Source organism: Amycolatopsis sp. NPDC043887, assembly GCF_056435665.1.
In genome coordinates this window covers 484395-510352 of the sequence record NZ_JBWKEB010000001.1, presented here as the reverse complement: position 1 = coordinate 510352, position 25958 = coordinate 484395, and the positions used below count along the sequence as shown (strand labels likewise).

23 protein-coding genes are annotated in these 25958 nt (G+C 68.7%); 5 read left to right on the top strand and 18 right to left on the bottom strand.

Features of this window, described 5'->3' with window-relative positions; translation table 11 throughout:
• Positions 1–340 precede the first annotated feature (340 nt).
• Positions 341–1525: an amino acid deaminase/aldolase gene (locus AC069H_RS02540; RefSeq protein ID WP_340686021.1), complete on the bottom strand. Its 1185-nt coding sequence runs from the start codon at positions 1523–1525 to the stop codon at positions 341–343.
• A gap of 103 nt (positions 1526–1628) precedes the next feature.
• Here AC069H_RS02540 and AC069H_RS02535 point away from each other — a divergent pair, with 103 nt between their 5' ends.
• Positions 1629–2933 (top strand): D-arabinono-1,4-lactone oxidase, encoded by a 1305-nt coding sequence (locus tag AC069H_RS02535; RefSeq protein WP_478231110.1) that lies wholly within the window; start codon positions 1629–1631, stop codon positions 2931–2933.
• Here the strand turns inward: AC069H_RS02535 and AC069H_RS02530 are convergent.
• The 5 genes from AC069H_RS02530 to AC069H_RS02510 form a co-directional block, all read right to left on the bottom strand.
• A complete protein-coding gene (locus tag AC069H_RS02530; protein WP_478223863.1) occupies positions 2930–3877 on the bottom strand; it encodes a ribose-phosphate diphosphokinase in 948 nt (315 codons plus the stop codon). The genes AC069H_RS02535 and AC069H_RS02530 overlap by 4 nt on opposite strands.
• Before the next feature lie 50 nt (positions 3878–3927).
• Positions 3928–4578 carry an NAD(P)H-binding protein gene (locus tag AC069H_RS02525; RefSeq protein ID WP_478231109.1) on the bottom strand — a complete coding sequence of 217 codons (651 nt, stop codon included), beginning with the start codon at positions 4576–4578 and terminating at the stop codon, positions 3928–3930.
• Between the two features lie 19 nt (positions 4579–4597).
• Positions 4598–5248 (bottom strand): hypothetical protein, encoded by a 651-nt coding sequence (locus AC069H_RS02520; RefSeq protein WP_340686024.1) that lies wholly within the window; start codon positions 5246–5248, stop codon positions 4598–4600.
• 350 nt (positions 5249–5598) lie between these two features.
• On the bottom strand, positions 5599–7866 hold the full coding sequence (locus AC069H_RS02515) for a serine/threonine-protein kinase (RefSeq protein WP_478231108.1): 2268 nt from the start codon (positions 7864–7866) through the stop codon (positions 5599–5601).
• Positions 7857–10079, bottom strand: a complete 2223-nt coding sequence (locus tag AC069H_RS02510; RefSeq protein ID WP_478231107.1) for a serine/threonine-protein kinase — start codon at positions 10077–10079, stop codon at positions 7857–7859. The genes AC069H_RS02515 and AC069H_RS02510 overlap by 10 nt, the downstream gene beginning before the upstream one ends.
• 118 nt (positions 10080–10197) lie before the next feature.
• Between AC069H_RS02510 and AC069H_RS02505 the strand changes: the two genes are divergently transcribed.
• Together AC069H_RS02505 and AC069H_RS02500 are read left to right on the top strand one after the other, a co-directional pair.
• Positions 10198–11268 (top strand): HpcH/HpaI aldolase/citrate lyase family protein, encoded by a 1071-nt coding sequence (locus AC069H_RS02505; RefSeq protein WP_478231106.1) that lies wholly within the window; start codon positions 10198–10200, stop codon positions 11266–11268.
• Positions 11265–12119, top strand: coding sequence for an HpcH/HpaI aldolase/citrate lyase family protein (locus AC069H_RS02500; protein WP_478231105.1), 855 nt, complete (start codon positions 11265–11267; stop codon positions 12117–12119). The genes AC069H_RS02505 and AC069H_RS02500 overlap by 4 nt, the downstream gene beginning before the upstream one ends.
• Before the next feature lie 66 nt (positions 12120–12185).
• On the opposite strand, the gene AC069H_RS02495 is transcribed toward AC069H_RS02500, so the two are convergent.
• The 8 genes from AC069H_RS02495 to AC069H_RS02460 form a co-directional block, all read right to left on the bottom strand.
• On the bottom strand, positions 12186–13565 hold the full coding sequence (locus AC069H_RS02495) for an amidase (protein WP_478231104.1): 1380 nt from the start codon (positions 13563–13565) through the stop codon (positions 12186–12188).
• Between the two features lie 182 nt (positions 13566–13747).
• On the bottom strand, positions 13748–14506 hold the full coding sequence (locus tag AC069H_RS02490) for an SDR family NAD(P)-dependent oxidoreductase (RefSeq protein ID WP_478223869.1): 759 nt from the start codon (positions 14504–14506) through the stop codon (positions 13748–13750).
• Positions 14503–15924, bottom strand: a complete 1422-nt coding sequence (locus AC069H_RS02485) for an aldehyde dehydrogenase family protein (protein ID WP_478231103.1) — start codon at positions 15922–15924, stop codon at positions 14503–14505. The genes AC069H_RS02490 and AC069H_RS02485 overlap by 4 nt, the downstream gene beginning before the upstream one ends.
• On the bottom strand, positions 15917–16687 hold the full coding sequence (locus AC069H_RS02480) for an ABC transporter ATP-binding protein (protein ID WP_478231102.1): 771 nt from the start codon (positions 16685–16687) through the stop codon (positions 15917–15919). The genes AC069H_RS02485 and AC069H_RS02480 overlap by 8 nt, the downstream gene beginning before the upstream one ends.
• A complete protein-coding gene (locus AC069H_RS02475; RefSeq protein ID WP_478231101.1) occupies positions 16684–17430 on the bottom strand; it encodes an ABC transporter ATP-binding protein in 747 nt (248 codons plus the stop codon). The genes AC069H_RS02480 and AC069H_RS02475 overlap by 4 nt, the downstream gene beginning before the upstream one ends.
• Complete coding sequence (locus AC069H_RS02470; RefSeq protein WP_478223873.1) at positions 17427–18239, bottom strand: ABC transporter permease; 813 nt, start codon at positions 18237–18239, stop codon at positions 17427–17429. The genes AC069H_RS02475 and AC069H_RS02470 overlap by 4 nt, the downstream gene beginning before the upstream one ends.
• Positions 18239–19183, bottom strand: coding sequence for an ABC transporter permease (locus AC069H_RS02465; protein WP_478231100.1), 945 nt, complete (start codon positions 19181–19183; stop codon positions 18239–18241). Before AC069H_RS02465 ends, AC069H_RS02470 begins: the two co-directional genes overlap by 1 nt.
• The gene (locus tag AC069H_RS02460; RefSeq protein ID WP_478231099.1) at positions 19180–20670 is read right to left on the bottom strand and encodes an ABC transporter substrate-binding protein; all 1491 of its coding nucleotides are present in this window, start codon (positions 20668–20670) and stop codon (positions 19180–19182) included. Before AC069H_RS02460 ends, AC069H_RS02465 begins: the two co-directional genes overlap by 4 nt.
• A gap of 60 nt (positions 20671–20730) precedes the next feature.
• On the opposite strand from AC069H_RS02460, the gene AC069H_RS02455 reads away from it, so the two are divergent.
• A complete protein-coding gene (locus AC069H_RS02455) occupies positions 20731–21474 on the top strand; it encodes a FadR/GntR family transcriptional regulator (protein ID WP_478231098.1) in 744 nt (247 codons plus the stop codon).
• Between the two features lie 20 nt (positions 21475–21494).
• Positions 21495–22550 (top strand): patatin-like phospholipase family protein, encoded by a 1056-nt coding sequence (locus AC069H_RS02450; RefSeq protein ID WP_478231097.1) that lies wholly within the window; start codon positions 21495–21497, stop codon positions 22548–22550.
• A 72-nt stretch (positions 22551–22622) separates the two neighbouring features.
• Here the strand turns inward: AC069H_RS02450 and AC069H_RS02445 are convergent, their stop codons facing one another.
• The 4 genes from AC069H_RS02445 to AC069H_RS02430 all read right to left on the bottom strand — a co-directional run bounded on the left by AC069H_RS02445 (position 22623) and on the right by AC069H_RS02430 (position 25722).
• The gene (locus AC069H_RS02445) at positions 22623–23219 is read right to left on the bottom strand and encodes a class F sortase (RefSeq protein ID WP_478231096.1); all 597 of its coding nucleotides are present in this window, start codon (positions 23217–23219) and stop codon (positions 22623–22625) included.
• Between the two features lie 4 nt (positions 23220–23223).
• Positions 23224–23889: a hypothetical protein gene (locus AC069H_RS02440; RefSeq protein WP_478223879.1), complete on the bottom strand. Its 666-nt coding sequence runs from the start codon at positions 23887–23889 to the stop codon at positions 23224–23226.
• Between the two features lie 450 nt (positions 23890–24339).
• A complete protein-coding gene (locus tag AC069H_RS02435) occupies positions 24340–24672 on the bottom strand; it encodes a hypothetical protein (RefSeq protein ID WP_478223880.1) in 333 nt (110 codons plus the stop codon).
• A 9-nt stretch (positions 24673–24681) separates the two neighbouring features.
• A complete protein-coding gene (locus AC069H_RS02430) occupies positions 24682–25722 on the bottom strand; it encodes a trans-sulfuration enzyme family protein (protein ID WP_478223881.1) in 1041 nt (346 codons plus the stop codon).
• Between the last annotated feature and the right edge of the window lie 236 nt (positions 25723–25958).

Sequence of the window (25958 nt, the reverse complement as noted above, 5' to 3'; positions counted from 1 at the left end):
CGTCCATTATGGACTCCCGGTGAACGTCCTGAAGGCCCCCTTTGAGACGTTGAGCGTCCCAAAGGAGGCCTTCAGGACACCGGTGGATCCCCGTTGCTCCATTCGTGTCCACCGATGCCTGGACCCCACGTCCCACCAGTCACACAACTCCCAGCAACCACGCGCACACGCCCGCTGACCTGGCCTTACCCGGTTATCCACATAACCTGTCCACACCCACCCACAGTTGTGGACAACCTCGCCCCTCACCCCCTCGGAACCGCCGTCCCCGACACCCCCTCCCGATACGCTGGTGCGGGGCGCGCCCCCCAGGGATGGGTGGGGGGTGGGGTCGCGCGGGTCAGCCGAAGTTTTGGGATTCGCCTCGGTAGGTGGGGACGGTCCGGTCGACGCGGTCGCCGACGACGACGTGGTAGTGCGTGAAGCGTTCGGCGAGTTCGCCCGCCTTCGCGTGGCGCAGCCAGACGCGGTCGCCGAGCCGCAGATGGCGGGCGGCCTCACCGGAGACGGGGGTCTGGACTTCGCCGGCGCCCTCGAATCCGAGTAGCGAGAGGCCTTCGGGCAGGTAAGGCGTCGGGAGCCGCGAAGACTCGGCGGGGCCCGAAGCGATGTAGCCGCCGGAGAAGAGCGTCGCAACCTTCGGTGCCGGGCGGCGGACGACGGGCAGCGCGAACATCGCGGCCGGGCGCGGCGAGAAATGCGCGTAGCCATCGAAGAGCGTCGGCCCGATCAGGCCCGAGCCCGCCGCGATCTCGGTGACGGCCGCTTCGGCGCCGGTCGATTCGACGCTGCCGCTGCCGCCACCGTTGACGAATTCCAGGTCGGCCAAGGCCCGCACCGCGCGGACCGCGGCCGCGCGGCGTTTCGCGATTTCCACAATGGACTTCCGCTGCATCCAGCCGACGAGCGAGTTCTTGACGCCGCCACCCGCCGCGTCGCCGAGCCCGGCGATCTGACCTTCGTACGCCATCATCCCGACGAGCCGGAAACCCTTGCGGGACAAAATGGTTCGCGCGAGATCCGCGGCCTGCCTCGGACTGAACACCGGCGAGCGCCGGGTGCCGACGTGCACTCCTGGCAGCGGCCGCCACGAAGCGTCGAGCTCCAGGCAGACGCGGATTTCGGGATGCCCCTGCCCCAGCGCGGCATCGACCAGGTCGAGATGTTCGGGCGAGTCGACCATGATCGAAATCGCCGCCCGCGCCCGGTCGTTCGCCGCCAGCCGGCGGAGCGCGCCGTGGTCGGCGGTCGGGTACGCCACCACGATGTCCTCGGACGTCCCCTGCTCGACATGCCAGACGGCTTCGGCGAGCGAGTAGCACATGAGGCCTTCGAAACCGGGCCGCGCGAGCACCCGTTCGAGCAGATACCGGCAGCGCACGGACTTGCTGACCACGCGGATCGGTTTGCCGCCTGCCCGCCGCAGCAGGTCGGCGCCGTTCGCGTCGAACGCATCCAAGTCGACAACCGCGAACGGAGGATCCAGGTCCTTCGTCGCCAAGTCGTACACCGTCGCACTGGTCACCCGAACTAAGGTACGACAGAAGGGCTTGAAACGCGAATACTATTCACTTAATGTTTCGGCACTCGGACATCTCAAGGGCAGCAGCTCACGAAACGGGTGGCTCATGACACGGTGGAGCAACTGGGCCGGCACCGCGACGGCGTCGCCGCTGCGCGTGCATCGGCCGCGGGACACGGCCGCGATCGCCGAGGCGATCGGCCGGTCCGCCGCGGACGGACGGCGCCTGCGCCCGCTGGGCAGCGGCCACTCCTTCACCGCGATCGCCGCGGCGGATTCCGACGCCATGGACCTGACCGGCTGGACGGGCATCGCGTCGGCCGACGTCGCGAAAGGCCAGGTCACGGTCCGTTCCGGCACCACGCTCAAGCAGCTCAACGCCGAACTCGACGCGCTGGGCCTGGCGATGACCAACCTCGGCGACATCGACGCGCAGACCGTCGCGGGCGCGATCTCCACCGGCACCCACGGCACCGGCGCGCGGCTCGGCGGGATCGCCACCCAGATCGCCGCGCTCGAACTCGTGCTCGCCGACGGCGCCGTGGTCACGTGTTCGGCGGACGAACGCGCCGACCTCTTCGCCGCGGCGCGAGTCGGGCTCGGCGCGCTCGGCGTCATCAGCACGGTCACCCTGCAGTGTGAACCGTCGTTCCTGCTCTCCGCCCAGGAGCGGCCGGAACCCCTCGAACAGGTCCTCGAAGGTTTCGACCGGTTCGCCGACGAGAACGACCACTTCGAGTTCTACTGGTTCCCCTACGGCAAGAACGCCCTGGTCAAGCGCAACAACCGGCTTCCGGCGGGCAGCGAACGCCGTCCGCTTGCCAAGCTGAAGGAATTCGTCGACTACGAGGTCACGGAGAACATCGCGTTCGGCGGCCTGTGCCGTCTCGGCCGCGCGGTGCCGAAACTCGTGCAGCCGCTCGGCCGGTTCGCCTCGAACATCCTCTCCGCCCGCGAGTACAGCGACACGTCGCATCGCGTCTTCGTGACCCACCGCGGCGTGCGGTTCGTCGAGTCGGAGTTCGCGATCCCCCGCGAAGCGCTGCATGACGTCTTCTCCGAGCTCCGCGCGTTCGTCCCGAAGCTGGAGAACCCGGTCGCGTTCCCGGTCGAGGTGCGCGTCGCCGCCGCGGACGACATCTGGCTTTCGACCGCGAACGGCCGCGACTCCGCCTACATCGCGATCCACCAGTTCGTCGGCATGCCCTACCGCGAGTACTTCGCCGGATTCGCGTCGATCGTCGGCGAGGTCGGCGGCCGCCCGCACTGGGGCAAGATGCACGACCTCGACGCCGCCACCCTGCGCTCGCGGTACCCGCGCTTCGACGACTTCCTGCGGGTCCGCAAGGAGGTGGACCCGGCCGGGGTCTTCACGAACACGTACCTCGACCGGGTCCTCGGCACCGCTTAAGCCGTTTCGAACAAGGCGCTGACCGACTCGCCGTTGTGGATCCTCCGCATCGCTTCCGCCAGCGCGGGCGCGATCGACAGGACTCGCAGCTTCGGGCTCTGCTCCTCCGGCGGGATCGGCACCGTGTTCGTGCAGACGACCTCCAGCACGTCGGGCTGGCTGCCGATCCGTTCGAGCGCGCCGCTGGAGAAAAGGCCGTGCGTGCAGGCGACGCGGATCGAGCGCGGCTTCAGCTCGCGCAGTTTGGTGAGCAGCTCGATCACCGTGCTGCCCTTGGCGATCTCGTCGTCGAGGACGATCACGTCGCGGCCGGTGATCTCGCCGATCACCGAGCTGATCTCGACCCTGTCATCGGCGAAGCGCTGCTTCGCGCCGGCGGCGACCTGAACTCCGAGCAGCCGGGCGAAATGCGCGGCCTCCTTGGCGTTGCCGAGATCCGGCGAAACGACGGTGGCCGCGGAGAGGTCGTACTGGCGGAAGTGCTTCGCCAGCTCCTGCAACGCGTGCAGGTGATCGACCGGAACGCTGAAGAAGCCGTGCACCTGCGGCGAATGCAGCGTCATCGCGAGAACCCGGTCGGCGCCGGCGGTCGCCATCAGGTCGGCGACGAGACGGCCGCCGATCGAGATCCGCGGCGCGTCCTTCTTGTCCGAGCGGGCGTACGAGTAGTGCGGCATGACGACGGAGATCCGCTTGGCCGACGCGCCCCGCGCGGCGTCCAGCATCAGCAGCAGTTCGACGAGATGTTCCTGCACCGGCCGCACCAGCGGCTGGATCAGGAAGACGTCGCGCTCGCGGCAATTCGCTTCGAGCTGGACTTCGAGACAGTCGTTGGCGAATCGCTGCACCTTCACCGGATGCAGGGGAACGCCGAGATGGGCGCAGATCTCTTCGGCGAGCTCGGGATGTGCGCTGCCGCTGAAGACCGCGATGTCCTCGCGCAAGGACCTACTCCGTTCAGTCAAAAGACGGATTACGCCCACACACTAGAGTTTCACAGAGCGGAAAAGGCCTGAGAGATAGCAGTATCACCCGAGATCGCTTCGAGAACGCGGCCCGCCGTCGACGGGGCGTCGAGCAGCGCGACGAGAATCGCGGCGACGTCCTGCCGGGGAATGGGTCCGCGGCCGGTGGACTCGGCGATCAGGATCTCGCCGGTGCCTTCGTCGTTGGTGAGCTGTCCCGGCCGCAGGATCGTCCAGTCGAGATCGCGGGCGCGCAGATCGTCTTCGGCCGCTTTCTTGGCCTTGAGGTAGATCCGGAAATCGTCCGGGACGTCCACGGTCTCCCATTTGTCCGCCCCCATGGAGCCGACCTGGATATGCCGCCGGACGCCCGCCCGCTCGGAGGCGGCCGCGAAGAGTTCGGCGGCCGCTCTGTCCACAGTGTCCTTGCGGGCGGTGCCGCTGCCCGGCCCGGCGCCTGCCGCGAAGATGGCGGCGTCGGCGCCGTCGAGCACCTTGGCGACGGCGTCCACATCGGACTTTTCCAGATCGAGGACGACCGCTTCGGCACCGGCGGCTTCGAGGTCGGCGACATGGTCGGGATTACGCACGATCCCCACCGCCTGATCACCGCGTGCGGAGAGCAGTTTCTCCAGCTTCAGCGCGATCTGTCCGTGTCCACCCGCAATGACGACTCGCATTCCCGCGAGCCTAGTGCGTTCAGTCCACTTCGGCAGGGAGCTCGGTTTCGCGCAGCAGCTGGTCGTAGACGATCTCGTTGACCAGGCGCGAGACAGGGTCCTCGTCGAGGATCATGCGCTCACCGTGGCCCTCGAGGTCGAGGTCGGCCACCGCGTTGGGGTCGGCGGTGACGATGCCGAGCCCGTAGGCGCGGGCTCGCGGCAGGCAGTTGCCGACGTAGTCTTCCGTCAGTACGGCAGGCGATGGGAGAACCATCGCGGCCTCGCCGTAACGTGCGAACGGAACCGCGGAGGCCATCGCGGTGCGCCAGTGCCGGGCGACCGCGAGGACGCCGATGATCTCGGCGGCCGGCGCGGGTGCGGTCGCGGCCAGCTCTGGCCATGTCCAGGTGTCGACGGTGGCGCGATCGATGACGGGACCCATGCCCATCGCGATGCGCTCGGCGTGCACGTCGGTACGGAGCCGGGCGACCACGCAGATCTTGCGGCCGAGCACGGTGGTCTCCGGCAAGACGATGCCGTTCCAGCCGAGCAGGGCCGCCGCCTTGCGCGAAAGCTCCCCGACGCTCGCGGGCAGTTCGATCGGCGGCACCACCCGGCTCGGCAGTGACCGGCTGCGCTTCGCGCCACCGGCGACCGTCGAGCTCTCCATGTTCGGTGTAGCCGCCACGTTCCGCCTCCTTCGAACCTGGTTTCCCTAGGGCTCTTCATCCCGTGCCACCTCGGTGGAAGCGGCACATGATCTGTCTAACAGGGCGGGGAGGCGACGGCGCCGGACAACGGGAGTGGCTGCGATCGGCGGCGCCTTGTCATCGGTGACCGGTCGGTAGGCGGTCATCGGACTTCAGTCCGACGTGCCGCCAACCGAGTGAGGGAGAGGTAAGTGGTGTCACCCGGCGTCTCCGAACGGTCACGAGTACGGACTGATCGCCACCGAACACCGGCGCGGCAAGGGAAGTAAAACGTTAGACCATTCAGCCCAGTGAATACCCATTCCACTTTGGACCTTCGCAGGTCAGGTCACGAGATCGTCGCGGTGCGGAGGAGTTCTTCGACGCCCGGTGTCCGCCACTCGTCCATCACCACGATTTGCCTGTCCGCAACGAACCAGATCCGCTGGGTCACTTGCGTCTCGCCGCTTCCACCCGTCTGTCCACGAGGAACACACTGGATCGTCCACTCCTCGTAGGTCGCCGATGTCCCGCCCACCGGTGCGGTGGTGGAAACCGTCCGCACGGCGTCACCCTCTTGGCGGAGGTCCTTTCGCCCGGCGGCGTTGCAGGCCCGGCCGCCCGCGCTGCGCCGATAGAACTCACCGGGCCGGTACGGCGGCTGTTCCGCCGACTGCTGAGTGTTGTCCGTGAGCAGGACGTACTTGCAGTTGAAGTACTTCTTGGGGTCCGGGCAGCCAGGATCGACGAGCACCTTCTCCAGCCCCTGCGAGACCACGGACCAGCCCTGCGGCAGATGCAGCGTCAGCGCGCCCGCCGAGACGTCGGTGACTCCCGGCGCGGGCGGGGCGGACGAAGTTCCCTTCAGCGGTTTTCCGCCGGTCACGCCCTCGACGAGCTCCGGGTTCAGGAGACCGCTCAGCTTGTCGTACGGCAGCGTGTAGTCCTGGACTCCGCAGGCGGTGGCGAAGCCGAGCAAGTTGAGGTCGACGGTCACCTCGACGACCGCCGGGGTGAACGCGAGCCACACCTTCGGCTCTTCGGCGAGGTCGGCCGTCTTGAGGGGCTGGTACGGGAAGGTGCTGCTGACCGCACCGCACTGCTGCTTGTCGGGCCAGAGCAGTTCGGCGAGGGTCCGCAGGCCGTCGTCGCTGAACTTTCCGGGGGCGAACAGCTCGGCGGGAGTGAGCGCCTTGCCCTCCTTCAGGTCGATGGTCACCGCGGCACGACCATTTCCCCAGGTCGAATGCGGTTTGTTCGCGAGATCGTGCGTGTAGCGCACCGAGAGGTACCGCTCGTTCCGCGAGCGCACGTCGGCCTTCGTGAGGAGCTTGTACGGGCCGCGTTCCGGCTCCAGCTTGGCGGCGCCCGGGCCGGTCTTGCGGTTCCAGTCGTCGATCGGCGCCGTCAGTGCGTCGTTGACGCGCTTCAGCCAGGCCTGATCGGTGGACCCGGTCACCTCGGGGTGATCCCCGCTGTACGCGATGTTCGTCCCGGGCACGGTCCCGGTCCGGGTCTTCATGGCGACCTTGAGCGCGACGGCCTGCTGCGTGGTCGGCGGAGACGGCGGCGGCGTGCTCGCGTCGGAGAAGACGACCACCGAGCCGACCACGGCGGCCGTCGCCGCGACGACACCGATGGCGATCTTCAGTCCTGCCGCGATCCCGCCGGTGGACGCGGCCGCCGCGCCCGTCCCGGCGGCGGCGACCCCGGGCGCGGCCGCCGTACCGGCACCGAGCAGGACCAACGGGGTCGCCGCGGCGAGCACACCCGCCGCCTTCGCCAGCCGTGACCAGCCCTTGCGCTCCCATTCGTCGCCGTAGCCCGCGCGGGCGACGCGTTCCAGTTCACTGACGAACATGAGCGCGTCGACCGGTCGTTTCGACGGGTCCTTCGCCATTCCCAGCGCGACGATCTCGTGCACCGGCTGGGGGACTTCGCCGAACGGGATGGGCGCGTGTTCATGCAGCGTGCGGAGCACTTCGGTGTCTTCGGCCTGGTAGGGCCGGTGCCCGGCGACGCACTGGAAGAACACGCAGGTCGCGGCGTAGACGTCGGTCGCGGGCGTGGCCTGTCCGCCCGACCACTGCTCGGGAGCCATGTACGCGGGCGTGCCGACGGACGGGCCGCGTTCCCCCGCCAGGACGGCCGTGCCGAAGTCGACCAGCTTGCTCTCGCCGGTGTCGGCGACGAGGACGTTGGCCGGTTTGTAGTCCCGGTGGACGACGTGGGCGGAATGCGCCGCGGCCAGGCCGAGCAGCGAACCCTTCAGAACCGCGAGGGCGGCCTCGGGTTCGAGAGCGCCTTCGGCCTGGAGCACCGAACGCAGGGAGACGCCGTTGATCGCCTCCATGACGATCGCGGCGCCCTGCGGCGTCTCGAAGAACTCGTGCAGTTTCACGACGTGTGGGCTCGACACCCGGTGCAGCGCCAGGGCTTCCTGCCGGAACGCGGCGAGATGCGCGGGGTCCGCGGCGAAGCTAGAGAAGAGGTACTTGATCGCGACGAGGTGGCCCGTGGTGTCCTGGCGTGCGAGCACCACGCGGCCGAAGGTGCCCGTGCCCAGCTGCTCCAGCTCGGTGAAGCCGGGCAGTCTCCACTCGTCAGTCAGTTCCACTGCGCCTCTTCCAGAATCTTGTCGAGGCCTGGAGTGTTCCATTCGTCGACGATCACGAGCTGCGTTTTCGGCAGGAACCAGACCCGCTGGGTGACCGTGCCGCCGCCAGAACACGTGAGCCGCCACTCTTCGTAGGCGGCCCGCTTCGTCCCGACCGGGCGAAGTTCCTTCATCTGGAGGGCAGGTGCTCCCTGGGTCTCACCGGGTGCGCCGATGGAATGGCACGGACGCGGGCCGGTCGAGCGGTTGTACGGCTTGCCCGGTTCATACGCCCGCGTGGCCGGGTCGGCCCGCGAGTTGTCGCTGAAGACGACGCCCGCGCAGTGGAACGGCTGCGTCCCGCCTCCCGCGCACTGGTCGGCGGTCACCAGGTAGCGCTCGATGGGGGCGCCGGAGAGCAGCGACCACTTTTCCGGGGTGGTGATGGTGAAGGCGCCGACGTCGTCCACTTTGGTGCGTTGCCCCTGCGTGCCGCCGAGCAGGTTCACGACCCCCGGGCTCAGCAGGTGGAGGAGGTGGCGGAATTCGACGGTGACCTGGGTCGGGTCGCAGACACGGGGGTAGCCGAGCACGGATCCGTAGACGTAGAACGTCATCCCGTTCGCGGTCGGTGCCGCCTGCAGCACGGTGTCGCCGGTGACGGACCACGGATCCGACATCGCGCGGGCCGGCAAGTGCTCGGGCGAGCTTGGCGCGTCGGCGAGGCAGTCACCCGGCCTGGCGGCGTCGAAGAGCATGTCTTCGAGCATGAGCATCCGGTCGGCGGTGCCGTCGACGTTGTCGAAGAGCCGCGCGGTGGGGATCGGCTCGCCCTTCGTCAGGTCGATGACGATGGGACGGATGCTGAACCCGCCGTGGTTGCCGAACTGGACGGAGTCGATCGAGCGTTTGTAGACGACCGAGAGCAGCTTGTCGTCCTGGCGCAGGATCTCGGCTTCGGTCTTCATATGCGGGATGTCGCCGTCGGGTTCCCGCTGGGGCGGGTAGCTGTCCGGCCAGAAGCCCGCGAGCCACCCGTCGATCGGCGCCATCAGCGCCTTGTTGACCCGTTCTTCGGCGGCCTTGTCCTTCAGCCCGCTGATCCGGACGTACTTGCCGTTGTAGTCGAAGCCGTCGAGCTTTTCGGTGCGGGTGAGGAGGTCGACCTTCATCGCGGCGACGGTCGTCGTCTGAGGCGGCGCTTCGTCACCGTCGGCGTTGACCACGACGACCGTGCCGACGGCGGCCGCGGTGACGGCGGCGACCGCGGCCGTCACCTTGAGACCGAGCGCGATCCCGCCACCGGTGGTGGCCGCGACCCCGCCACCCGCGATGACCGGTGCCGCGGCCGTCCCGGCACCGAGCAGGGCCAACGGGGACAGGGCGACCAGGACACCGGCGCCTTTGGCGAGCCAGTGCCAGCCGTTGCGCTCCCAGTCCTCGCCGTACGCCTTCCTGGCGGACGCCTCCAGTTCGGTGACGAACTCGGCCGCGCCCGACGGCCGATGGGCGGCGTCCTTCGCCATGCCGCGCGCGATGAGGTCGCGGACCGGTTCGGGGACCTCGCCGAACGGGATCGGGGCGTATTCGTGCAGCGTGCGCAGCACTTCGGTCTGTTCGGCCTCGTACGGCCGGTGTCCGGCGACGCACTGGAAGAACACGCAGGTCGCGGCGTAGACGTCGGTCGCGGGGGTGGCGATGCCACCCGCCCACTGCTCGGGCGCCATGTACGCGGGTGTGCCCGCGGCGACCCCGGTCTGCCCGGCGAGCACGGCGATGCCGAAGTCGACGAGCTTGCTCTGCCCCTCCCGGGTGACCAGGACGTTGGCCGGTTTGTAGTCGCGGTGGACGGTGCCCGCGGCGTGCGCGCCGGCGAGACCGAGCAGCGAGCCCTTGAGGATGGCCAGCGCGGCTTCGGGTTCGAGCTTCTCCTGGCGGCCGAGGATCTCTTTCAGGGAGATTCCGTGAACGGCTTCCATGATGATCGCGGCCCCTTGCGGGGTCTCGACGAACTGGTGCAGCCGGGCGATGTGGGGCCCCGAAACGCGGCTCAGGATCTGCGCCTCGTGGCGGAATTCGGCCAGCCGCCGCGGGTCTGCCGCGAACCGTGCGTACAGGTATTTGATGGCCACGACCTGCGCGGATTCGTCGTGGCGAGCCAGCACGACCCGGCCGAATCCCCCTTCGCCCAGCGACCCCATCTCGGTGAAACCCGGCAAGGCCCAGTCGTCCACAGATTCCTCCGCGATTCCCGATCGTGTCCCCTTGGAGGTGAGCTGCGCCGCAGCGGTTCCCCGCCTTCCGGGTTTAGGGTTACTCGTCGGTCACTTAGCCCGTTGCGATGGAGGAACGATGCGTTCGCCGAAGGATTTCTTCGCCCCGCTCGCGGTGGGGGCGCCGGAACCGCTCCGCCAGATCCCCGTGCCTCCTTCGCGGATGATCCACTTCTTCGATCCCAGCAACGAGAAGATGGCCGCCAAGGTCCCGGATATCGCCAAGAAGGTCGACGTCCTGCTCGGGAACCTCGAAGACGCCGTGCGCGCCGATCGCAAGGAGGCCGCGCGGAACGGACTGGTCTCCATCGCGAAGTCGACCGACTTCGGCAAGACGCAGCTGTGGACCCGCGTCAACAGCCTCGACTCGCCGTGGGTGCTCGACGACCTGATCACGCTGGTCACCGAGATCGGCGACAAACTCGACGTGATCATGGTGCCGAAGGTCGAAGGCGCGCAGGACATCCACTACGTCGACCGGCTGCTCGCGCAGCTCGAGGCACGGGCAGGCCTGACGAAACCGCTGCTGGTGCACGCGATCCTGGAGACCGCCAGCGGCGTCGCGAACGTCGAGGAGATCGCGGGCGCGAGCCCCCGGATGCAGGGTATCTCGCTCGGCCCGGCCGACCTCGCCGCGAGCCGCCGGATGAAGACCACCCGGGTGGGTGGCGGGCACCCCGGTTACCTGGTGCGCACGGACCCCACCGGCGAAGACCTGAACGAGGGGCGCACGACGTATCAGCAGGATCTGTGGCACTACACCGTCGCGCGGATGGTCGACGCCTGCGCGGCGAACGGGATCCTGCCGTACTACGGGCCGTTCGGCGACATCCGCGACGTCGTGGCCTGCGAAGACCAGTTCCGCAACGCGTTCCTGCTCGGCTGCGTGGGCGCCTGGAGCCTGCACCCGGTGCAGATCGACATCGCCAAGAAGGTGTTCTCGCCCTCGCCCGAGGACGTCGCCTGGGCGCGGCGCGTGATCGCCGCGATGGGTGACGGCACCGGTGCGGTGATGATCGACGGGAAGATGCAGGACGACGCCTCGGTGAAGCAGTGCCGGGTGGTCGCCGAACTCGCGGACGCCCTCGCCGCCGACGATCCTGAACTCGCCGCCGCCTACGAAGCGGCAACCAAGGAGGCTTCCGAATGAACCCCCGGCGTTCCGTCCTCTACATGCCCGGCGCGAACGAAAGAGCGCTCGAAAAGGCCAAGTCGCTGGACGCGGACGGGCTGATCCTCGACCTCGAAGACGCCGTCGCGCCCGACGCGAAGGAAGCCGCACGTGAACGCGTTTGCGCGGCCGCGTCGTCGAAGGAGTACGGCTCGCGCGAGGTGACCATCCGCGTCAACGGCCTCGACACCGAATGGCACGACGCCGACCTCCGTGCCGCCGCGCAGGCCGGCCCGGACGCCATCGTGGTGCCGAAGGTCGACTCCGCCGCCGAAGTGCACAACATCGAGCGTGCGCTGGAGCTCGGCGGCGCGCCGGATCACACGAAGATCTGGGCGATGGTGGAGACGCCGGTCGCGATGCTGCACGCCGAGGAGATCGCGTCGGCGTCCGAACGGCTCACCGTGCTGGTCATGGGCACGAACGACCTGGCGAAGGAGCTGCACGCCGAGTTCGTCCCCGGCCGCGCGCCCCTGCTGGGCGGGCTTTCGCTCGCGCTGCTGGCCGCGCGGGCGACCGGCAAGGCGATCCTCGACGGCGTCTACAACGACGTGAAGGACCTCGAAGGCTTCGAGGCGGAATGTGTGCAGGGACGTCAGTTCGGCTTCGACGGCAAGACGCTGATCCACCCGGCGCAGCTGGAGCCGTGCAACCGGATCTTCGCGCCGTCCGAGGAGGAGATCACGCGCTCGCGCAAGATCATCGCGGCGTTCGAGGAAGCACAGGCGGCCGGGCAGGGCGTCGTGACCGTGGACGGGCGGATGATCGAGAACCTGCACGTGGACAACGCGCGGCGGATCCTGGCGCTGGCCGAGGCGATCGGCGACTGACGCGTTTAGTCCTCTGAATGCGGTAGTTGCGCGCGCAAGGACCGCATTCAGAGGACTAAATGCGGGTCAGGGCCAGGGGCGCGGAGTGGGGCGAAGGGATTCGTAGGCGGCAGCGGCGCGAAGGACGTCGAGGTCGGCGAAGCGGCGGCCGCTGATCTGGAGACCGATGGGCTGGTCGTCGCTCGTGTAGCCGCAGTTGATCGAGACAGCGGGCTGGCCGGACATGTTGTACGGCACGGTGAACGCGATGTGCTCGAACGGGCGGCGCGGGTCGTTGGTCGGCGAGGGCCATTCGGCGGGCGGGGCCGAGACCGGGCAGGTCGGTGACAGGACGACGTCGAAACGTTCGGTCGCGCGCAGGGTCGCGACGGCGATGGCGTCGATCTGCGCGAAACCGCGGTAGGCGTCGACACCGCTGACGTCGGCGCCGCCGGCGGCCCAGTCGGCGATGTACGGCAGGACCTTCGCGCGGCGCTCTTCGGGCAGGGCCGACATGTCCGACCAGGCACGGACGCGCCAGAAAGTGTCGAGGCCGTCGAGCATTTCTCGCCGCAGGAACGGCGAAACCGGCTCGACGACGGCACCCGCGGCCTCGAAGACACGTGCGGCTTCGGTGACGGCGGCGATCGTCTCCGGCAGCACCGGAAGACCGACACCCGGGTCGAGGTGCAGCCCGATCCGCAGGCCCTTGACCTCGCCCGACAACGAAGTCCAAGCGAGCGACGAGGGCGGCAGCGAAAGGTGGTCGCGACCGTCCACACCGGACAGAACGCTCATCAGCAGCGCGGTGTCGGCCACGGTCCGCGTCATCGGCCCGGCGACGCGGCCGAGGAACGGCGGATCCACCGGCACCCGGCCGAAACTCGGCTTCAGCCCGACCAGGCCGCACCAGCCGGCGGGCAGCCGGATCGAGCCGCCGATGTCGGTGCCGACGTGCAGCGGGCCGTAACCCGCGGCGGCCGCCGAACCGGCACCGGCGCTGGAACCGCCGGGCGTGCGCGTGGTGTCCCACGGATTCCGCGACGCGGTGTGGAAACTCGACAGCCCGGACGTCAGCATCCCGTAGTCCGGCATGGTCGTCTTGCCCAGCAGGACACCGCCGGATTCGCGCACGCGAGCGCCCGCCGGGGCGTCTTCGAGCGCGGGTTCCAGCGCGGTGGCGGCCGTGCCGAGCGGGACCGGGGTGCCGCGGGTCGCGATGTTCTCCTTGAGCGTCAAGGGAACGCCGTCGATCGGGCCGAGCGGTTCCCCGGCGTGCCAACGGCCTTCGGACGCCTTCGCGTCTTCGCGCGCGCCACTCGGGTCATACGCGTAGAGCGCGTGCAGTTCGGGTTCGCGTGCCTCGATGCGGGCGAGGACGGCTTCGGTGACTTCGACCGGCGACAGTGTCCCGGCACGGTACCGCGCGACAATTTCGACAGCGGTCAGATCAGGCAACTCCGGCACGGCAGCACTCCTTAGCGTCTGGTGAACCCGCGTCCGCGATCGACGTCGGCAGGGCACGACCTGACATCCAGGTCACGAAGGTGGTGAAGGCGCCCTGCCACCGCGATAGCGGGGCCTCCGGCCAGGGCGGGTTCACGCATTGAGTCACTTTCCCGACAAAGCACAGCTACGCCAACAGGTGCTTACGTCGCGGGCGGTTCGAAGCGGCCGTCGACCGCGGTCCAGCCGCCGTCCACCGCCAGCACGGAGCCGGTGACGAACGACGACGCGTCCGAGGCCAGATAGACGACGGCGCCCGCGAGTTCGTCCGGACGCGCCCATCGGCCGAGCGCGCCTTTGGTCGCGTACGCGTCGTACCAACCCGGATTCGCCTTGATCTGCGCTGTCAGCGGAGTCTCGACGACGCCGGGCGCGATCGCGTTGACCCGTACCCCGGCCGGGCCGAACTCCGCCGCGGCCGTGCGGAACAGCTGCACCAGCCCGGCTTTCGTCGCCGCGTACGGTCCTTGCCCCGGCTCGACGGTGGTGCCACGGATCGACGAGAACCCGATGATGCTCCCCCGCCCCCGCTCGACCATCCCGGCGCCGAACGCGCGGACGACCTCGAAGGTCGCGCCGAGGTTCAGCGCGATCACCCGGTCGAATTCCTCGCGCGAGTACTCCAGCAGCCGTTTGCGCACGTTGGTCGCGGCGGTCAGCACCACGATGTCGATCTCGCCGAGTTCCGCCGCCGCCCGCGCGACCGCACCGTCCGAGAGCAGGTCGATCTCGTACGCCTCGCCCGCGCCGGTTTCCTTGGCGGCGGCGACATCGCGGTCCGCGACGATCACTTCGGCGCCGTGCGCGGCCAGCGCCTTCGCGGCTTCGCGGCCGATCCCGCTGCCACCGCCGAGGACGACGGCTCGCTTTCCGTCGAGCCGGAACAGGTTCTCATAGCTCACGGGCGCAGCACCGCCATCCTCGTCACGGTCAGTTCTTCGACCGCGAACCGCGGCCCTTCACGTCCGATACCGGAGTCCTTCACGCCGCCGTACGGCATGGTGTCGGACCGGAATCCGGGTACCTCGTTGACGACCACGCCGCCGACTTCGAGCTCGTCAAGTGCGCGGAACGCCGTCTTCAAGGACGTGCTGAACACCGAAGCGTGCAGCCCGTAGCGCGACGCGTTGACCGCGTCGAACGCTTCGCCCACAGAGGACACAGTGCGGATACAGACCACGGGGCCGAAGATCTCCTCGTCCCAGCATTCGAGGCCGTCGGGCACGTCGAGCAGCACGGTCGGCCGGATCACCGTGCCGTCGACACCTCCCCCGACCACCCTCGCACCGGCCGAAGTCGCTTTGTCGACCCATTCCTGGACGCGCTGAGTGGATCCCGGGTCGATCAGCGCCGAGACCCGCGTCTTCTCGTCTCGCGGGTCACCGATGACGACCTCGCCGAGCCGTGAGAGAACCCGTTCGGTGAACTCCTCGGCGACGGCTTCGACGACCAGCACCCGCTGCACCGAGATGCACGCCTGCCCCGACGCGTAGAACCCACCGCGCAGCACGGCGTCCGCGGCCGCGTCGAGATCCGCGTCCTCGGCGACCACCAGAGCGGCGTTGGACCCCAGCTCCAGCAACGTCTTCGTGGGTGCGGCGTCGCGGGCGATCCGGTGCCCGACCAGCGCGGATCCGGTGAACGACACCGCGCCGACCCGCCGGTCGGTGACCAGCGCCGAGCCGACGGCCGCGTCGCCGGTGACGAGCTGGACCATCGCGGGCAGGTCGGTCAGCGACCGTACGAGATGCACGAGCCACAACGTCGCGAGCGGGGTCTGCGGCGCCGGTTTCACCACCACCGGGCAGCCCGCGGCGATGGCGGGCGCGATCTTGTGCGACGCCAGCAGCAGCGGGTAGTTGAACCCGGCGATACCGACCACGACACCGATCGGCTTGCGTTTCCAGAACCCGACCAGCCCGTCGCCGGACGGCAGCAGGTCGAGCGGCACGGTCTCGCCGTGCAGCCGCGAGACCTCCTCCGCGGCGGCCTGCCAGGTGACGATCGTGCGCGCGACCTCGACCCGGCAGTCGACCAGCGGCTTTCCGGTTTCGAGAACCAGAAGCCGCTCGAGTTCGGCGCGTCGTGCTTCCAGAGCGGCGGCAACGTCGTTCAGAAGCGACCGCCGGGTCCGCGACGGCAGGGCCGCGACCTGCTTGAACACCGCGACCGCCTCGTCGATCGCGCGCGTGGCCAGCTCCGGCGTCCCGACCGGCGCCCGACCGATCTCGCTCCCGTCGTACGGGAACACGACCGGCTGTGTGTCTACAGTGGACACCCACTCGTCACCGATCGGCAGTCCTTCCGGGTACTCAGCCATCGTCCCCTCCCCTCAGCCGCGCCAGCTCGGCCCGCAGATTCGGCGCGGCCGCCAGCAGTTCCCTGGTGTACTCGTGTTCCGGCGCGTCGTAGACCTGGTCGACGTCACCGATCTCGACGATCTCACCGCGCCGCATCACCGCGACCCGGTCGCAGACGTGCCGCACCACGCCGAGGTCGTGCGAGACGAAGATCAGCGTCAACGAGTACAGCTCGACCAGCGACGCGAGCAGGTCGAGGATCTGTTTCCGCACCGACACGTCGAGCGCGCTCACCGGCTCGTCCGCGATAAGGACGCTCGGGTTCGGCGCGAGCGCCCGCGCGATCGAGATGCGCTGCCGCTGCCCGCCGGAGAACTGGTGCGGATAGCGGCCGGCGGCGTCCTCGGGCAGGCCAACGGCCTTCAGCAGTTCCGCGACCCGCGCGGGATCCCGGCGGCCCAGAGGTTCGGAAATGATGTCGCGCACCCGCATCCGCGGATCGAGCGAACCCATCGGATCCTGGAAGACGATCTGCAGTTCCGACCGCAGGAAGCCGAGTTTGCGTTCGGGCAGCGTGTCGATCCGTCGGCCTTGGAACGAGACACTGCCCGCCGTCGGTTTGTCGAGCGCGGCCAGCAGTCTGACCAAAGTGGACTTTCCCGAACCCGACTCGCCGACGATCCCGAACCGCTGACCTTCCGCGACGTCGAACGAAACTCCGCGCAGGGCATGGACGTCGCGCCGCGTGTAGCGACGTTCGAGGTCGCGTACTTCGAGCATCATCGGCCCGCCTCCAGATCCGAAGCGGCCAGAAGTTTCTTCGTGTACTCGTGCTTCGGTGCGGTGAGCACCTCGCGGGTGGTGCCTGCTTCGACGATCTCGCCGTCCAGCATCACCAGCACCCGCTCGCATACCGACGCCACGACGGCGAGGTCGTGCGTGATGAACAGCAGCGCGCTCTCCCGCTCCCGGACGCCGTCGAGGATCAACTCCAGGATCTGTGCCTGCACGGTGACGTCGAGCGCCGTCGTCGGCTCGTCGCAGATCAGCAGCTTCGGATCGTTGGCCAGCGCGATCGCGAGGACGACACGCTGCCGCTGCCCGCCGGACAGTTGATGCGGATAAGCGCGAGCGACACCGGGTAACCCCACGGAATCCAGCAAAGCCTCGGCCGCCTCGCGATGTTTCCCGCCGTCTCGGTGGATCCGCATCGGTTCGGCCACCTGCGCGCCGACCCGCATGGCCGGGTTCAGCGCGGTCATCGGTTCCTGGAAGACCATCGACATCTCGTTGCCGCGCAGCCGCGACAGGTCCTTCTCCGGCGCGCCCAGCAGTTCGCGGCCGTCGAGCTTCACCGATCCGGACGCGGCGAGTTCTTCGGGCAGCAGGCCCATGATCGACAGCGCCGTCAACGACTTCCCGGAGCCCGACTCGCCGATCAGCCCGACCCGCTCACCGCGCGCGATGCCGAACGAGACGCCGTGAACCAGACCGCCGATCCCGAGGCCCTGGACTTCCAGTGTCATAACCGCGCCGCCAATCGGGGGTCGAGACGATCGCGGAGGCCGTCACCGAGCAGGTTGAAGCCGAGGACGGCGATGGCGATCGCGACGCCCGGCACGAGCGCGAGCCTCGGGTGCAGGGTCAGGAACATTTGGGATTCCTGGAGCATCCGGCCCCAGGACGGCGTCGGCGGCCGCGTGCCGAACCCGAGGAACGACAACGCCGCTTCCGCGAGCACGGCGATCGCGAACGACACCGACGCCTGCACGATCAGCAGCCCGGAGATGTTCGGCAGCACATGCCGCGCCGCGATGTTCAGCCGCGAGCGCCCGGCCGACCGCGCGGCCAGCACGAACTCGCTGCTCATCACCTGCAGCGTTCCCGAACGCGCGATCCGCGCGAACGACGGGATGGTCGCGATGCCGATCGCCACCATCGCGGTCAGCGTGTCCGCCCCGAACACCGCGCCGAACATGATCGCCAGCAGCAACGCGGGGAACGCGAGCACGAGATCGTTGACCCGCATGACGAACTCGCCGAGCCAGCGCGATGACATCCCGGCGAGGATGCCCAGCGGCGTCCCGATCAGCGCGGCGATGCCGACCGCGACCACACCGACGTACAGCGTCGTCCGCGCGCCGACCATGAGCTGGCTCAGCACGTCACGGCCGAAGCTGTCCGTGCCCAGCGGATTGGCGCCGCTGAAGTCGTGCAGGCGGTTGGCCGCGTCGACCTTCACCGGATCGAACGGTGTCCACACGAACGAAAGGAGCGCGGCGAGCACGATCAGCGCGACGAGCACGCCGCCGATCACGAGACTGCGGCTACGCATCAGGAACCCCGCAATCTCGGGTCGAGCACCGTGTAGAGGACGTCGACCACGAAGTTCACCAGCAGCACGCCGACCACCAAGACCAGCACGATCCCCTGCACGGACAACAGATCCCGCGACGCCACCGAGTCGAGCAGCATGCTGCCCAGCCCCGGCAGGACGAACACGCGCTCGACGACGACCGCGCCGATCAGCAGGGTCGAAAGTTGCAGGCCGAGCACCGTCACCACCGGCACGGCGGCGTTGCGCAGACCATGGCGGAACAGCGCTTGGAACGGCCGAAGTCCCTTGGACCGCGCCGTGCGCAGATAGTCCTGGCCGAGCGTGTCGAGCACCGCGGACCGGACGTACCGCGTGAGGACCGCGCCCTGCACGAGCCCCAGCGACAGCGCCGGCAGGACCAAACCGCGGAGAAATTCGCCTGGGTCCTGCACGGGCGGTGTCCAGCCGCCGGAGGGCAGCCAGCGCAACTGCACCGCGAAGATCTGCACCAGGATGATGCCGGCGAGGAACGCGGGGATCGCGACACCGATCTGCGACAGCCCGGAAAGCGCGGTGCCGTCGGCCTTCCGATGCCGCACCGCGGCGAACGTCCCGGCCGGTACGGCGATCAGCAGCGCCACCAGCATCCCGGCCCCGACCAGCCACAACGTCACGCCGAGGCGGTCGGTCAGCGCGGGCCCGATCTCCTCGCGCGTGACGTACGAGCGGCCGAAGTCGCCTTGCAGGACACCGCCGATCCAGTCGAGGTACTGCGTCACCAGCGGCCTGTCGATGCCGAACTCGGCGCGGGTCTTCGCGACCAGTTCCGGCGTCGCGTTGACGCCGAGCGCGACCTGCGCCGGGTCACCCGGCAGCACGGCCATGAACAGGAACACCACGATGGACGCCACCAGCACGCTGGCCACGAGGATCCCCAGGCGGCGGAGCACCTTGACCGTCATCGCGGCGCCAATCCCGTGAGATCGAAGGACTCGCTGACCTGGTTGCGGACGAACCCGGTCACCTTGTTCTTCGCCACGATCACGTTGGGGAACAGGAAGAGCCAGTCCGCGGCGGCGTCTTCGGACAGCCGCCGCGCGACCTGGCGCATCGCGTCGACCTGCTCCTGGGGCGTTCCGGCGTCGGCCTTCGCCAGGTTCTGCTGGACGGGCTTGCTGTCGTAACCCCAGTAGTACTTCGGCCTGCCGAAGGTCACGATGTCGCGCGCCTCGACGTGCTGGATGATCGACAGGTCGTAGTCGCGGTCGGTGAAGACCTGTTTGAGCCACACCGCCGGGAAGTCCAGCGGCTCGATCGTCACCGTGACCCCGACGTCCGCCAGCTGCGACGCCACCACCTGCGCGGACGAGACGGCGTACGGCAGGTTGGGAATCCTCAACCGGAGCGAAGGATTCGGCTGGCCCGCCTCAGCGAGCAGGGCTTTCGCCTTCGCGGGATCGAACGGGTACGCGTTCGAAAGGTCTTCGTACCAGGGATCCGTCGGCGGGACCATACTGCCGATGAGCGTGCCGCGGCCGCCCCAAGCCGTGTCCAGCAAGGCCTTCCGGTCGATGGCGTACGACAGCGCTCGCCGCACGCGGACGTCGTTCAGCGGTGGGCGCGCGTTGTTGAACGCGAGCGTGACCTCGCTGTTGGTCGTGCCTTCGACGACGGTGAACCGGTCGTCGCTCTGGAACTGCGGGATCGAATCCGGCACGGTGATCGCGGAGATGACGTCGATCCCGTTGCTGAGCAAGGCGTTGTTGAGCGCCGTCGGATCCTTGATGTACTTGAGGACCACCGTGGAATATGCCGGTTTCCTGCCCCAGTACGCGGGGTTCTCCTTGAGCACGATGGAGTCTCCGCGCCTGCGTGAGGACACCGTGTACGGCCCGGTGCCGATCGGTTTATTCGCCAGATCCGCGACACCGGTGCGGCTGAACATCGCGCCGAGGCGGCTGGTGAGACTGAACAGCCAGCCGTTGCTGGGCTTCGTGAGCACGACTCGCGCGTGGTCCGGCGCCACGACGTCGACCCGGTCGACGACGTCCATTGTGGACTTGATCGACACGGTCCAGTCGGTCTTCACGCGCGTCAGGGAGAACTTGACGTCCTCGGCGGTGAACGGCGCCCCGTCGCTGAACTTCGCGTTCTTCCGGAGCTTGAAGTCGTAGGTCCTGCGGTCTTCCGAGATCGTCCACGATTCGGCGAGCAGCGGCACGATCTTCGCGTCCGCGTCGAGTTTCACCAGGCCCTCGTAGACGTTGTAGAGCAACGCCTGCGGGATGGCGGCGCCGTCCGTGCGGGTGAAGTCGAAGTTCGCGGGTTCGGCGGTGTAGCCGATGGCGAGCGTGCCGGGATCCTTGGCCACCGTGGCACTCGATCCGGCGGAGCAGCCGGACGCCACCAGCAGCAACGCTGCCACTGCCGCGTGAATCCGGGGTTTCATCCTGCCCCCTGACCGGTAGACTGGTCTGACCAGTAAACCAGACGAGACGGCAGGGTCAAGATGGAATTCGAGCCGGTCGCCCCTGTCCGCGCGTACCAGCGTGTCGTCGAACAGATCGAGGAAGCCGTGTTCAGCGGCCGGATCAAACCGGGCGACCGGCTGCCGAGCGAACGCGAGCTGATGGTGCAGTTCGACGTCGGCCGCTCGACCGTGCGCGAGGCGTTGCGCGTGCTGCAGGCGGCGGAGATGATCCGCTCGCGCCCGGGCGACCCGCGCGGCCCCGAGGTGCTGGCCGCCTCCCCCGCCGCGTTGCACCGGTCGATGCACCGGCTCGCGCGCGCCGACCACATCGGCCTGTCCGAGCTGTTGCAGTTCCGCATGGTCCTCGACGGTTCCGCACATCTGCTCGCCGCGCAGCTCAGGACCGAGGACCACCTCGCCGAGCTGGACGCGGCGCTGGAGGCGATGCGCGAGGGCGTCTCGAAGGGGTTCGCGGAGTTCTCCCACGCGGACGTCGCGTTCCACGAGGCCATCGCCCGCGCGACCGGGAATCCGCTGCTGGTGATCAGCGGCGAGGTCGTCCGCGGTGTCGTACTGGAACTCATCGAGGACAAACTGGAACACGCCGACGACCGGACGGCACTGATGCGCAACTGGCTGGCACACCACGAAGAGGTGCTGGGAGCGATCCGTGACTCCGACGGCGAGCGTGCGTCACGGCTGGCGAAGCAAGCCCTGTACGACAACTACGCCGAGTACGTCCCCGAGGAGCAACGTCGCCTCTTGCGGCCCCTGCTCGCTTGACCGCCTCTACACTCGCTCAGGTGGGGGATATCAAGAAGCCTTCGACAGCGCGCCAAGGTGTCGGTCTCGCCCTGTCCGGCGGCGGCTACCGCGCGATGTTGTTCCACACCGGAGCGCTGTGGCGGCTCAACGAACTCGGCTGGCTGTCGAAGATCTCGACGTTCTCGAGCGTCTCGGGCGGCTCGATCGCCGCGGGCGTGCTCGCGCACGCGTGGTCGGACCTGAAGTTCGAAAACGGTGTCGCGGACAACTTCTACGACGAGGTCGTCGCGCCGGTGCGGAAACTGGCACGTACCCGGCTCGACATCCCGGTCACCTTGCTGGCCATGGCGATGCCCTGGCGAAGCGCCGGTGAGGAGCTCGCGCGGGTGTACGCGAAACACCTGTTCGGCGACTGCTGCCTCAAGGACATCGACCCCGGCGGCCCGCAGTTCGTCTTCACCGCGACGAACCTCCAGGACGGCGCGCTGTGGTGGTTCTTCCGTCAGAACGGGCCGCACGGGAACATCCCGCTCGCGACCGCGGTGGCCGCGTCTTCGGCCTTCCCGCCGATGCTTTCACCCGTCGTGATCCACGACCCGCTTTCCGACGAGCGGAAACGCAAGATCGTGCTCAGCGACGCCGGCGTCTACGACAACCTCGGCCTGGACCCGGTCGAAGGGCACGCGACGGTGCTGGTCAGCGACGCGGGCAAGCGGATGAAGGTCGCGCGGAAGGTCAAACGTGACTGGGGGCGGCAGTTGCTGCGCGTCCTCGACGTGATCGACAACCAGGTGCGCGAGCTGCGGCGGGGCGCGCTGCTGAAGTCCTATGTGGAGAAAGATTTCAGTGGCGCCTACTGGGGTTCCTACGTCGATCTCGAGAACTTCGAGCTCAAGGATTCGCTGAAGGCGCCTGTGGATCTCACGCACAAGCTGGCGGAGACCCCGACGCGCCTGACGAAACTGCCGGAAGTGCTGCAGGAGCGGTTGATCAACTGGGGTTACGCGGCCTGTGACGCGGGGATGCGGAAGTGGGTCGACACCGAGGCGGTGGCTCCCGACGGGTTCCCGTTCCCTGCCGCCGGGGCGGGTTGAGCGCGTCCCCGACTGCAATGAAGGACTCCTTCATCGCAAATTTCGCGATGAAGGAGTCCTTCATTGCACACCTCAGGGAGCGAGGTTCGCGTAGACGATCACGTTGTCCTTGTAGCTGTGCTCTTCCTTGTCGAAGACACCGCCACAGGTGATCAGCCGCAGCTGCGGCTTGTCCGTGTTGCCGTAGACCGCTTCCTCGGGGAACTGGTCCTTGGGGACCTGGTCCTTCTTCTCGACCACGAACTTCAGGCTCTTGCCGTCGCTGCGGTCGACGAGCACCTCGTCACCCGGGTTGACGTCCTTGAGCTTGTAGAAGATGCCCGGCTGCTTGTTGCCGTCGACATGGCCGAGCAGGATCGACGGGCCGACGTCACCCGGCACCGGAGAAAGCCGGTACCAAGCGGCTTGCATCGGGTTCTTCGCCGACGGGACGGACATCTTGCCGTCCTTGCCGATGGCGACCGTGACCAGGCTCGATTCCGCGCCGATCTTGGGAATCCGCACGTTCGTCGGGCGAGTCCCGTTGAACGGTTTGACGACCGGCGGTGTCGATTCCGCCGCCGCCTGCGCGGCGGGCGGGGCGGGTTCGTCGGTGCCGCATCCCGTCAGCGCGAGGGAAAGCACAAGGGCGGCCGCGACCACGCGGCCGCCCTGCGTCAGGAGCTTCATCGGATCAGGCCGCGGTGGCGCCGAAACCGGTCTCGATGCCGCCCTTGGGCTTCAGCTTGACCTGCTTCTTCGGCTTGTCGGCGCCCGGCGCGGTCGCGCCGCCGCCAGGAATCTCCTCGAACTCGATGTCACCCTTGCCCGGCTTGCCGTCGCAGGTCCAGGTGAAGGTGCTCGCGGTGCCCTTGAAGCCGGGCTTGGCCTCGATGATGTAGATCCACAGGTAGGCCTCGCCACCGTCCTGGAACGAGTCGACGATGGTGAAGTCCGGCGCGGTGACGTCGGCGGGCTCCGAACCGCAGAGGATGGCCAACGCACCCTCGTTGCCCTCGACGTATCCGGCGCCGACGTTCAGCTCCGGCATCGGCGGGGTGGTGCTGGTCGGCGCCTCAGAGGTGGAGGTCGGCGACGGCTTGCCGGAAGTCGGCTTGCCGCTGCTGGTCGGCGTCGGCTCCTGCGAGGACGACGAGGCCGGGGTGCTCGTCTCCGGCGGAGCCGACGTCACCTTGCCGCCCGACCACGAAGGCGAAGGTGCCGTGGAGGGCGCTTCGCTCGACGGCGCGGGAGGCGTGGTCGTCGTTTCGGTCTGCGCCATCGCGACCGGCGTCACGGCCAGCGAGATGACGGCGCCGGCCAGCACCGCGCCCGCGAGGCGGCCCAACGTCTTCTTCAAAGTGATCTCCCAGTGGAAACATCGCAACACAGGGTGACCCCCACCCTGCGGTCACCCGAAAGGAATCGCACGTTCGGGTGACAGCGTGATCCTGCCGGAAAAGTACAGCGGGGCCGTAGTGGAAAAGTCGTGACAAGAACCACTGGGAAAACCGGTAACGCCGCGGTATTCCTGCCCGATACAAGGGCCCGAAAGTCGCTCAACAGAGGGAAAGTCTCGCGGCGACGAAGGAATGTTAACACCCGGAGGGCCGGATCGGTTGCGGTGCGGAAGTATTTTTTCCCCGCCCGCCGAACCGCCCGGAATCGCCGGTTTTCCTGGCCGGATCTCCCTTTTTCGAAGACTCTCCGCACACTTGCCGCCGACCGGTTCACCCGTCCGGACCACGTTTTGGTGAAGGCCTGACCATTTACGTCCGGATACCGGCGCCGGGCAACCAGAAGGTCACGATCAGAACACCAGGAACAGTGCCACGGCGAGGGAGAGCGCGCCGAGGAGGCCCGCGCCGAACAGCCAGGGCTTCGGCGACGTCCGGTTCCGCACCGCCCGGCCGCCGCCCACCGCCGCGATCAGGAGGCCGAGGCCGAACCCGATCGCGGGCAGGAAGGTGGCGAAGGTCCGGTTTTCCGCGGCACAGGCCCAAATCGCGTCGCTCGGGCAGGGCGACGCCGCGAGCTCGGCCAGCAGACCCGCGGTGACGATCGCGAGGAAGCCGAGCACCAGGAGCCAGAACAGGCCCCACAGCAACTGACCGAGCCGCCGAGGCGGTTTCGTCTCGTCCACATGCCCAAGCTAGCCGAGCGCCGAGGCCAGATCCGTCCAGAGATCTTCCGGATCTTCGAGCCCGACGCTGAACCGGACGAGCCCGGCGGGCACGTGGGCGTCGCCTGCCAGCCAGGCCCGGCGCTCGACCAGGCTCTCCACGCCGCCGAGGCTGGTGGCGGCGCGGATCAGCCGCAGCGAACCGATGACCTTGTCCGCGGTCTCCGCGTCCGGGAGTTCGAACGCGATCATCGTGCCGGAGCCGGGATAACGCACCCGGGTGATGGCGGGATGGTCGACCAGGCGCGCCGCCAGCAGGGCGGCCGTGCGCGTCTGCTCGGCGAGGCGGACCGGGAGCGTCCGCAGCCCGCGCAGGGCGAGCCACGCTTCGAGCGCTCCCGGCGTCGCGCCCAACCTGGTGCGCGCGTCGCGCAGGTCCTTCGCGACGCCTTCGTCGGCCGCGATGGTCAGTCCGAGCAGCAGATCGCTGTGGCCGCCGATGAGTTTCGTCGCGCTGTGCACGACGATGTCGGCGCCGAGGTCCAGCGGCCGCTGCCCGAGCGGGGTGGCGAACGTGTTGTCCACGGCGACCAGGCCGTTCGCGGCGGCGGCGATCGTCTCGATGTCGATGACGTCGAGCGTCGGGTTGGTCGGCGATTCGAGCCAGAGCAGGTCGGCGTCCGCGGCCGCGACCCAGGCGGCCGTGTCGTCCGGCGCGATCTCGGTCACCACCAGGCGTCCGGTGCGCTGCGCGTGCGCGAGCAGGCCACGCGATCCCGCGTAGGAGAACGTCGGGACGCAGACCTTCGCGCCCACCGGCAGAGTGTCGATCACGGCGCTGAGCGTCGCGATCCCCGAGGCGAACGCGGTGGCGTGCCCGCCTTCGAGCGCGCCGATCGCGGCTTCGAGGGCCTCCCAGGTCGGGGTGCCGTCCTCCCGTGAATACGCGCGGTCGGCGCCGGCGTCGAAGGTGCTCGCCGCGACGATCGGCACGTTCAGCGGTTCGCCGGGGCCCTCCGGTCGTCCGGCGGCGACGGCGAGGGTGCGAGGTGACCAGTCGTTCGTGTCCACCTCGTCACCGTAAACCGTCCCGCGATGATCACCACGTGACGACCTGGACGCTCGGAGACCTGCCGGTCAACCGGGTCGGGTTCGGCGCGATGCGCTTGCCCAGCGAGGCCCCTCGCCGGGACCCGTCCGGCGAACCTGCGGCTGTCCGGGTCGGTTCCGATCGCCGGCCACTTCGGCGCGCTAGCCGAGCTTCGCGACGCCGGATTGCTCCGTCACCTCGGCGTTTCCCACGTCGG

What these genes read in the sequence shown, in the direction of transcription:
- AC069H_RS02535 (WP_478231110.1), top strand. Translation starts at nt 1,629, where the DNA reads ATGACACGGTGGAGCAACTGGGCCGGCACCGCGACGGCGTCGCCGCTG.
- AC069H_RS02445 (WP_478231096.1), bottom strand. Translation starts at nt 23,219, where the DNA reads ATGAAGCTCCTGACGCAGGGCGGCCGCGTGGTCGCGGCCGCCCTTGTG.
- AC069H_RS02460 (WP_478231099.1), bottom strand. Translation starts at nt 20,670, where the DNA reads ATGAAACCCCGGATTCACGCGGCAGTGGCAGCGTTGCTGCTGGTGGCG.
- AC069H_RS02475 (WP_478231101.1), bottom strand. Translation starts at nt 17,430, where the DNA reads ATGACACTGGAAGTCCAGGGCCTCGGGATCGGCGGTCTGGTTCACGGC.
- AC069H_RS02480 (WP_478231102.1), bottom strand. Translation starts at nt 16,687, where the DNA reads ATGATGCTCGAAGTACGCGACCTCGAACGTCGCTACACGCGGCGCGAC.
- AC069H_RS02505 (WP_478231106.1), top strand. Translation starts at nt 10,198, where the DNA reads ATGCGTTCGCCGAAGGATTTCTTCGCCCCGCTCGCGGTGGGGGCGCCG.
- AC069H_RS02465 (WP_478231100.1), bottom strand. Translation starts at nt 19,183, where the DNA reads ATGACGGTCAAGGTGCTCCGCCGCCTGGGGATCCTCGTGGCCAGCGTG.
- AC069H_RS02525 (WP_478231109.1), bottom strand. Translation starts at nt 4,578, where the DNA reads ATGCGAGTCGTCATTGCGGGTGGACACGGACAGATCGCGCTGAAGCTG.
- AC069H_RS02455 (WP_478231098.1), top strand. Translation starts at nt 20,731, where the DNA reads ATGGAATTCGAGCCGGTCGCCCCTGTCCGCGCGTACCAGCGTGTCGTC.
- AC069H_RS02500 (WP_478231105.1), top strand. Translation starts at nt 11,265, where the DNA reads ATGAACCCCCGGCGTTCCGTCCTCTACATGCCCGGCGCGAACGAAAGA.
- AC069H_RS02470 (WP_478223873.1), bottom strand. Translation starts at nt 18,239, where the DNA reads ATGCGTAGCCGCAGTCTCGTGATCGGCGGCGTGCTCGTCGCGCTGATC.
- AC069H_RS02485 (WP_478231103.1), bottom strand. Translation starts at nt 15,924, where the DNA reads ATGGCTGAGTACCCGGAAGGACTGCCGATCGGTGACGAGTGGGTGTCC.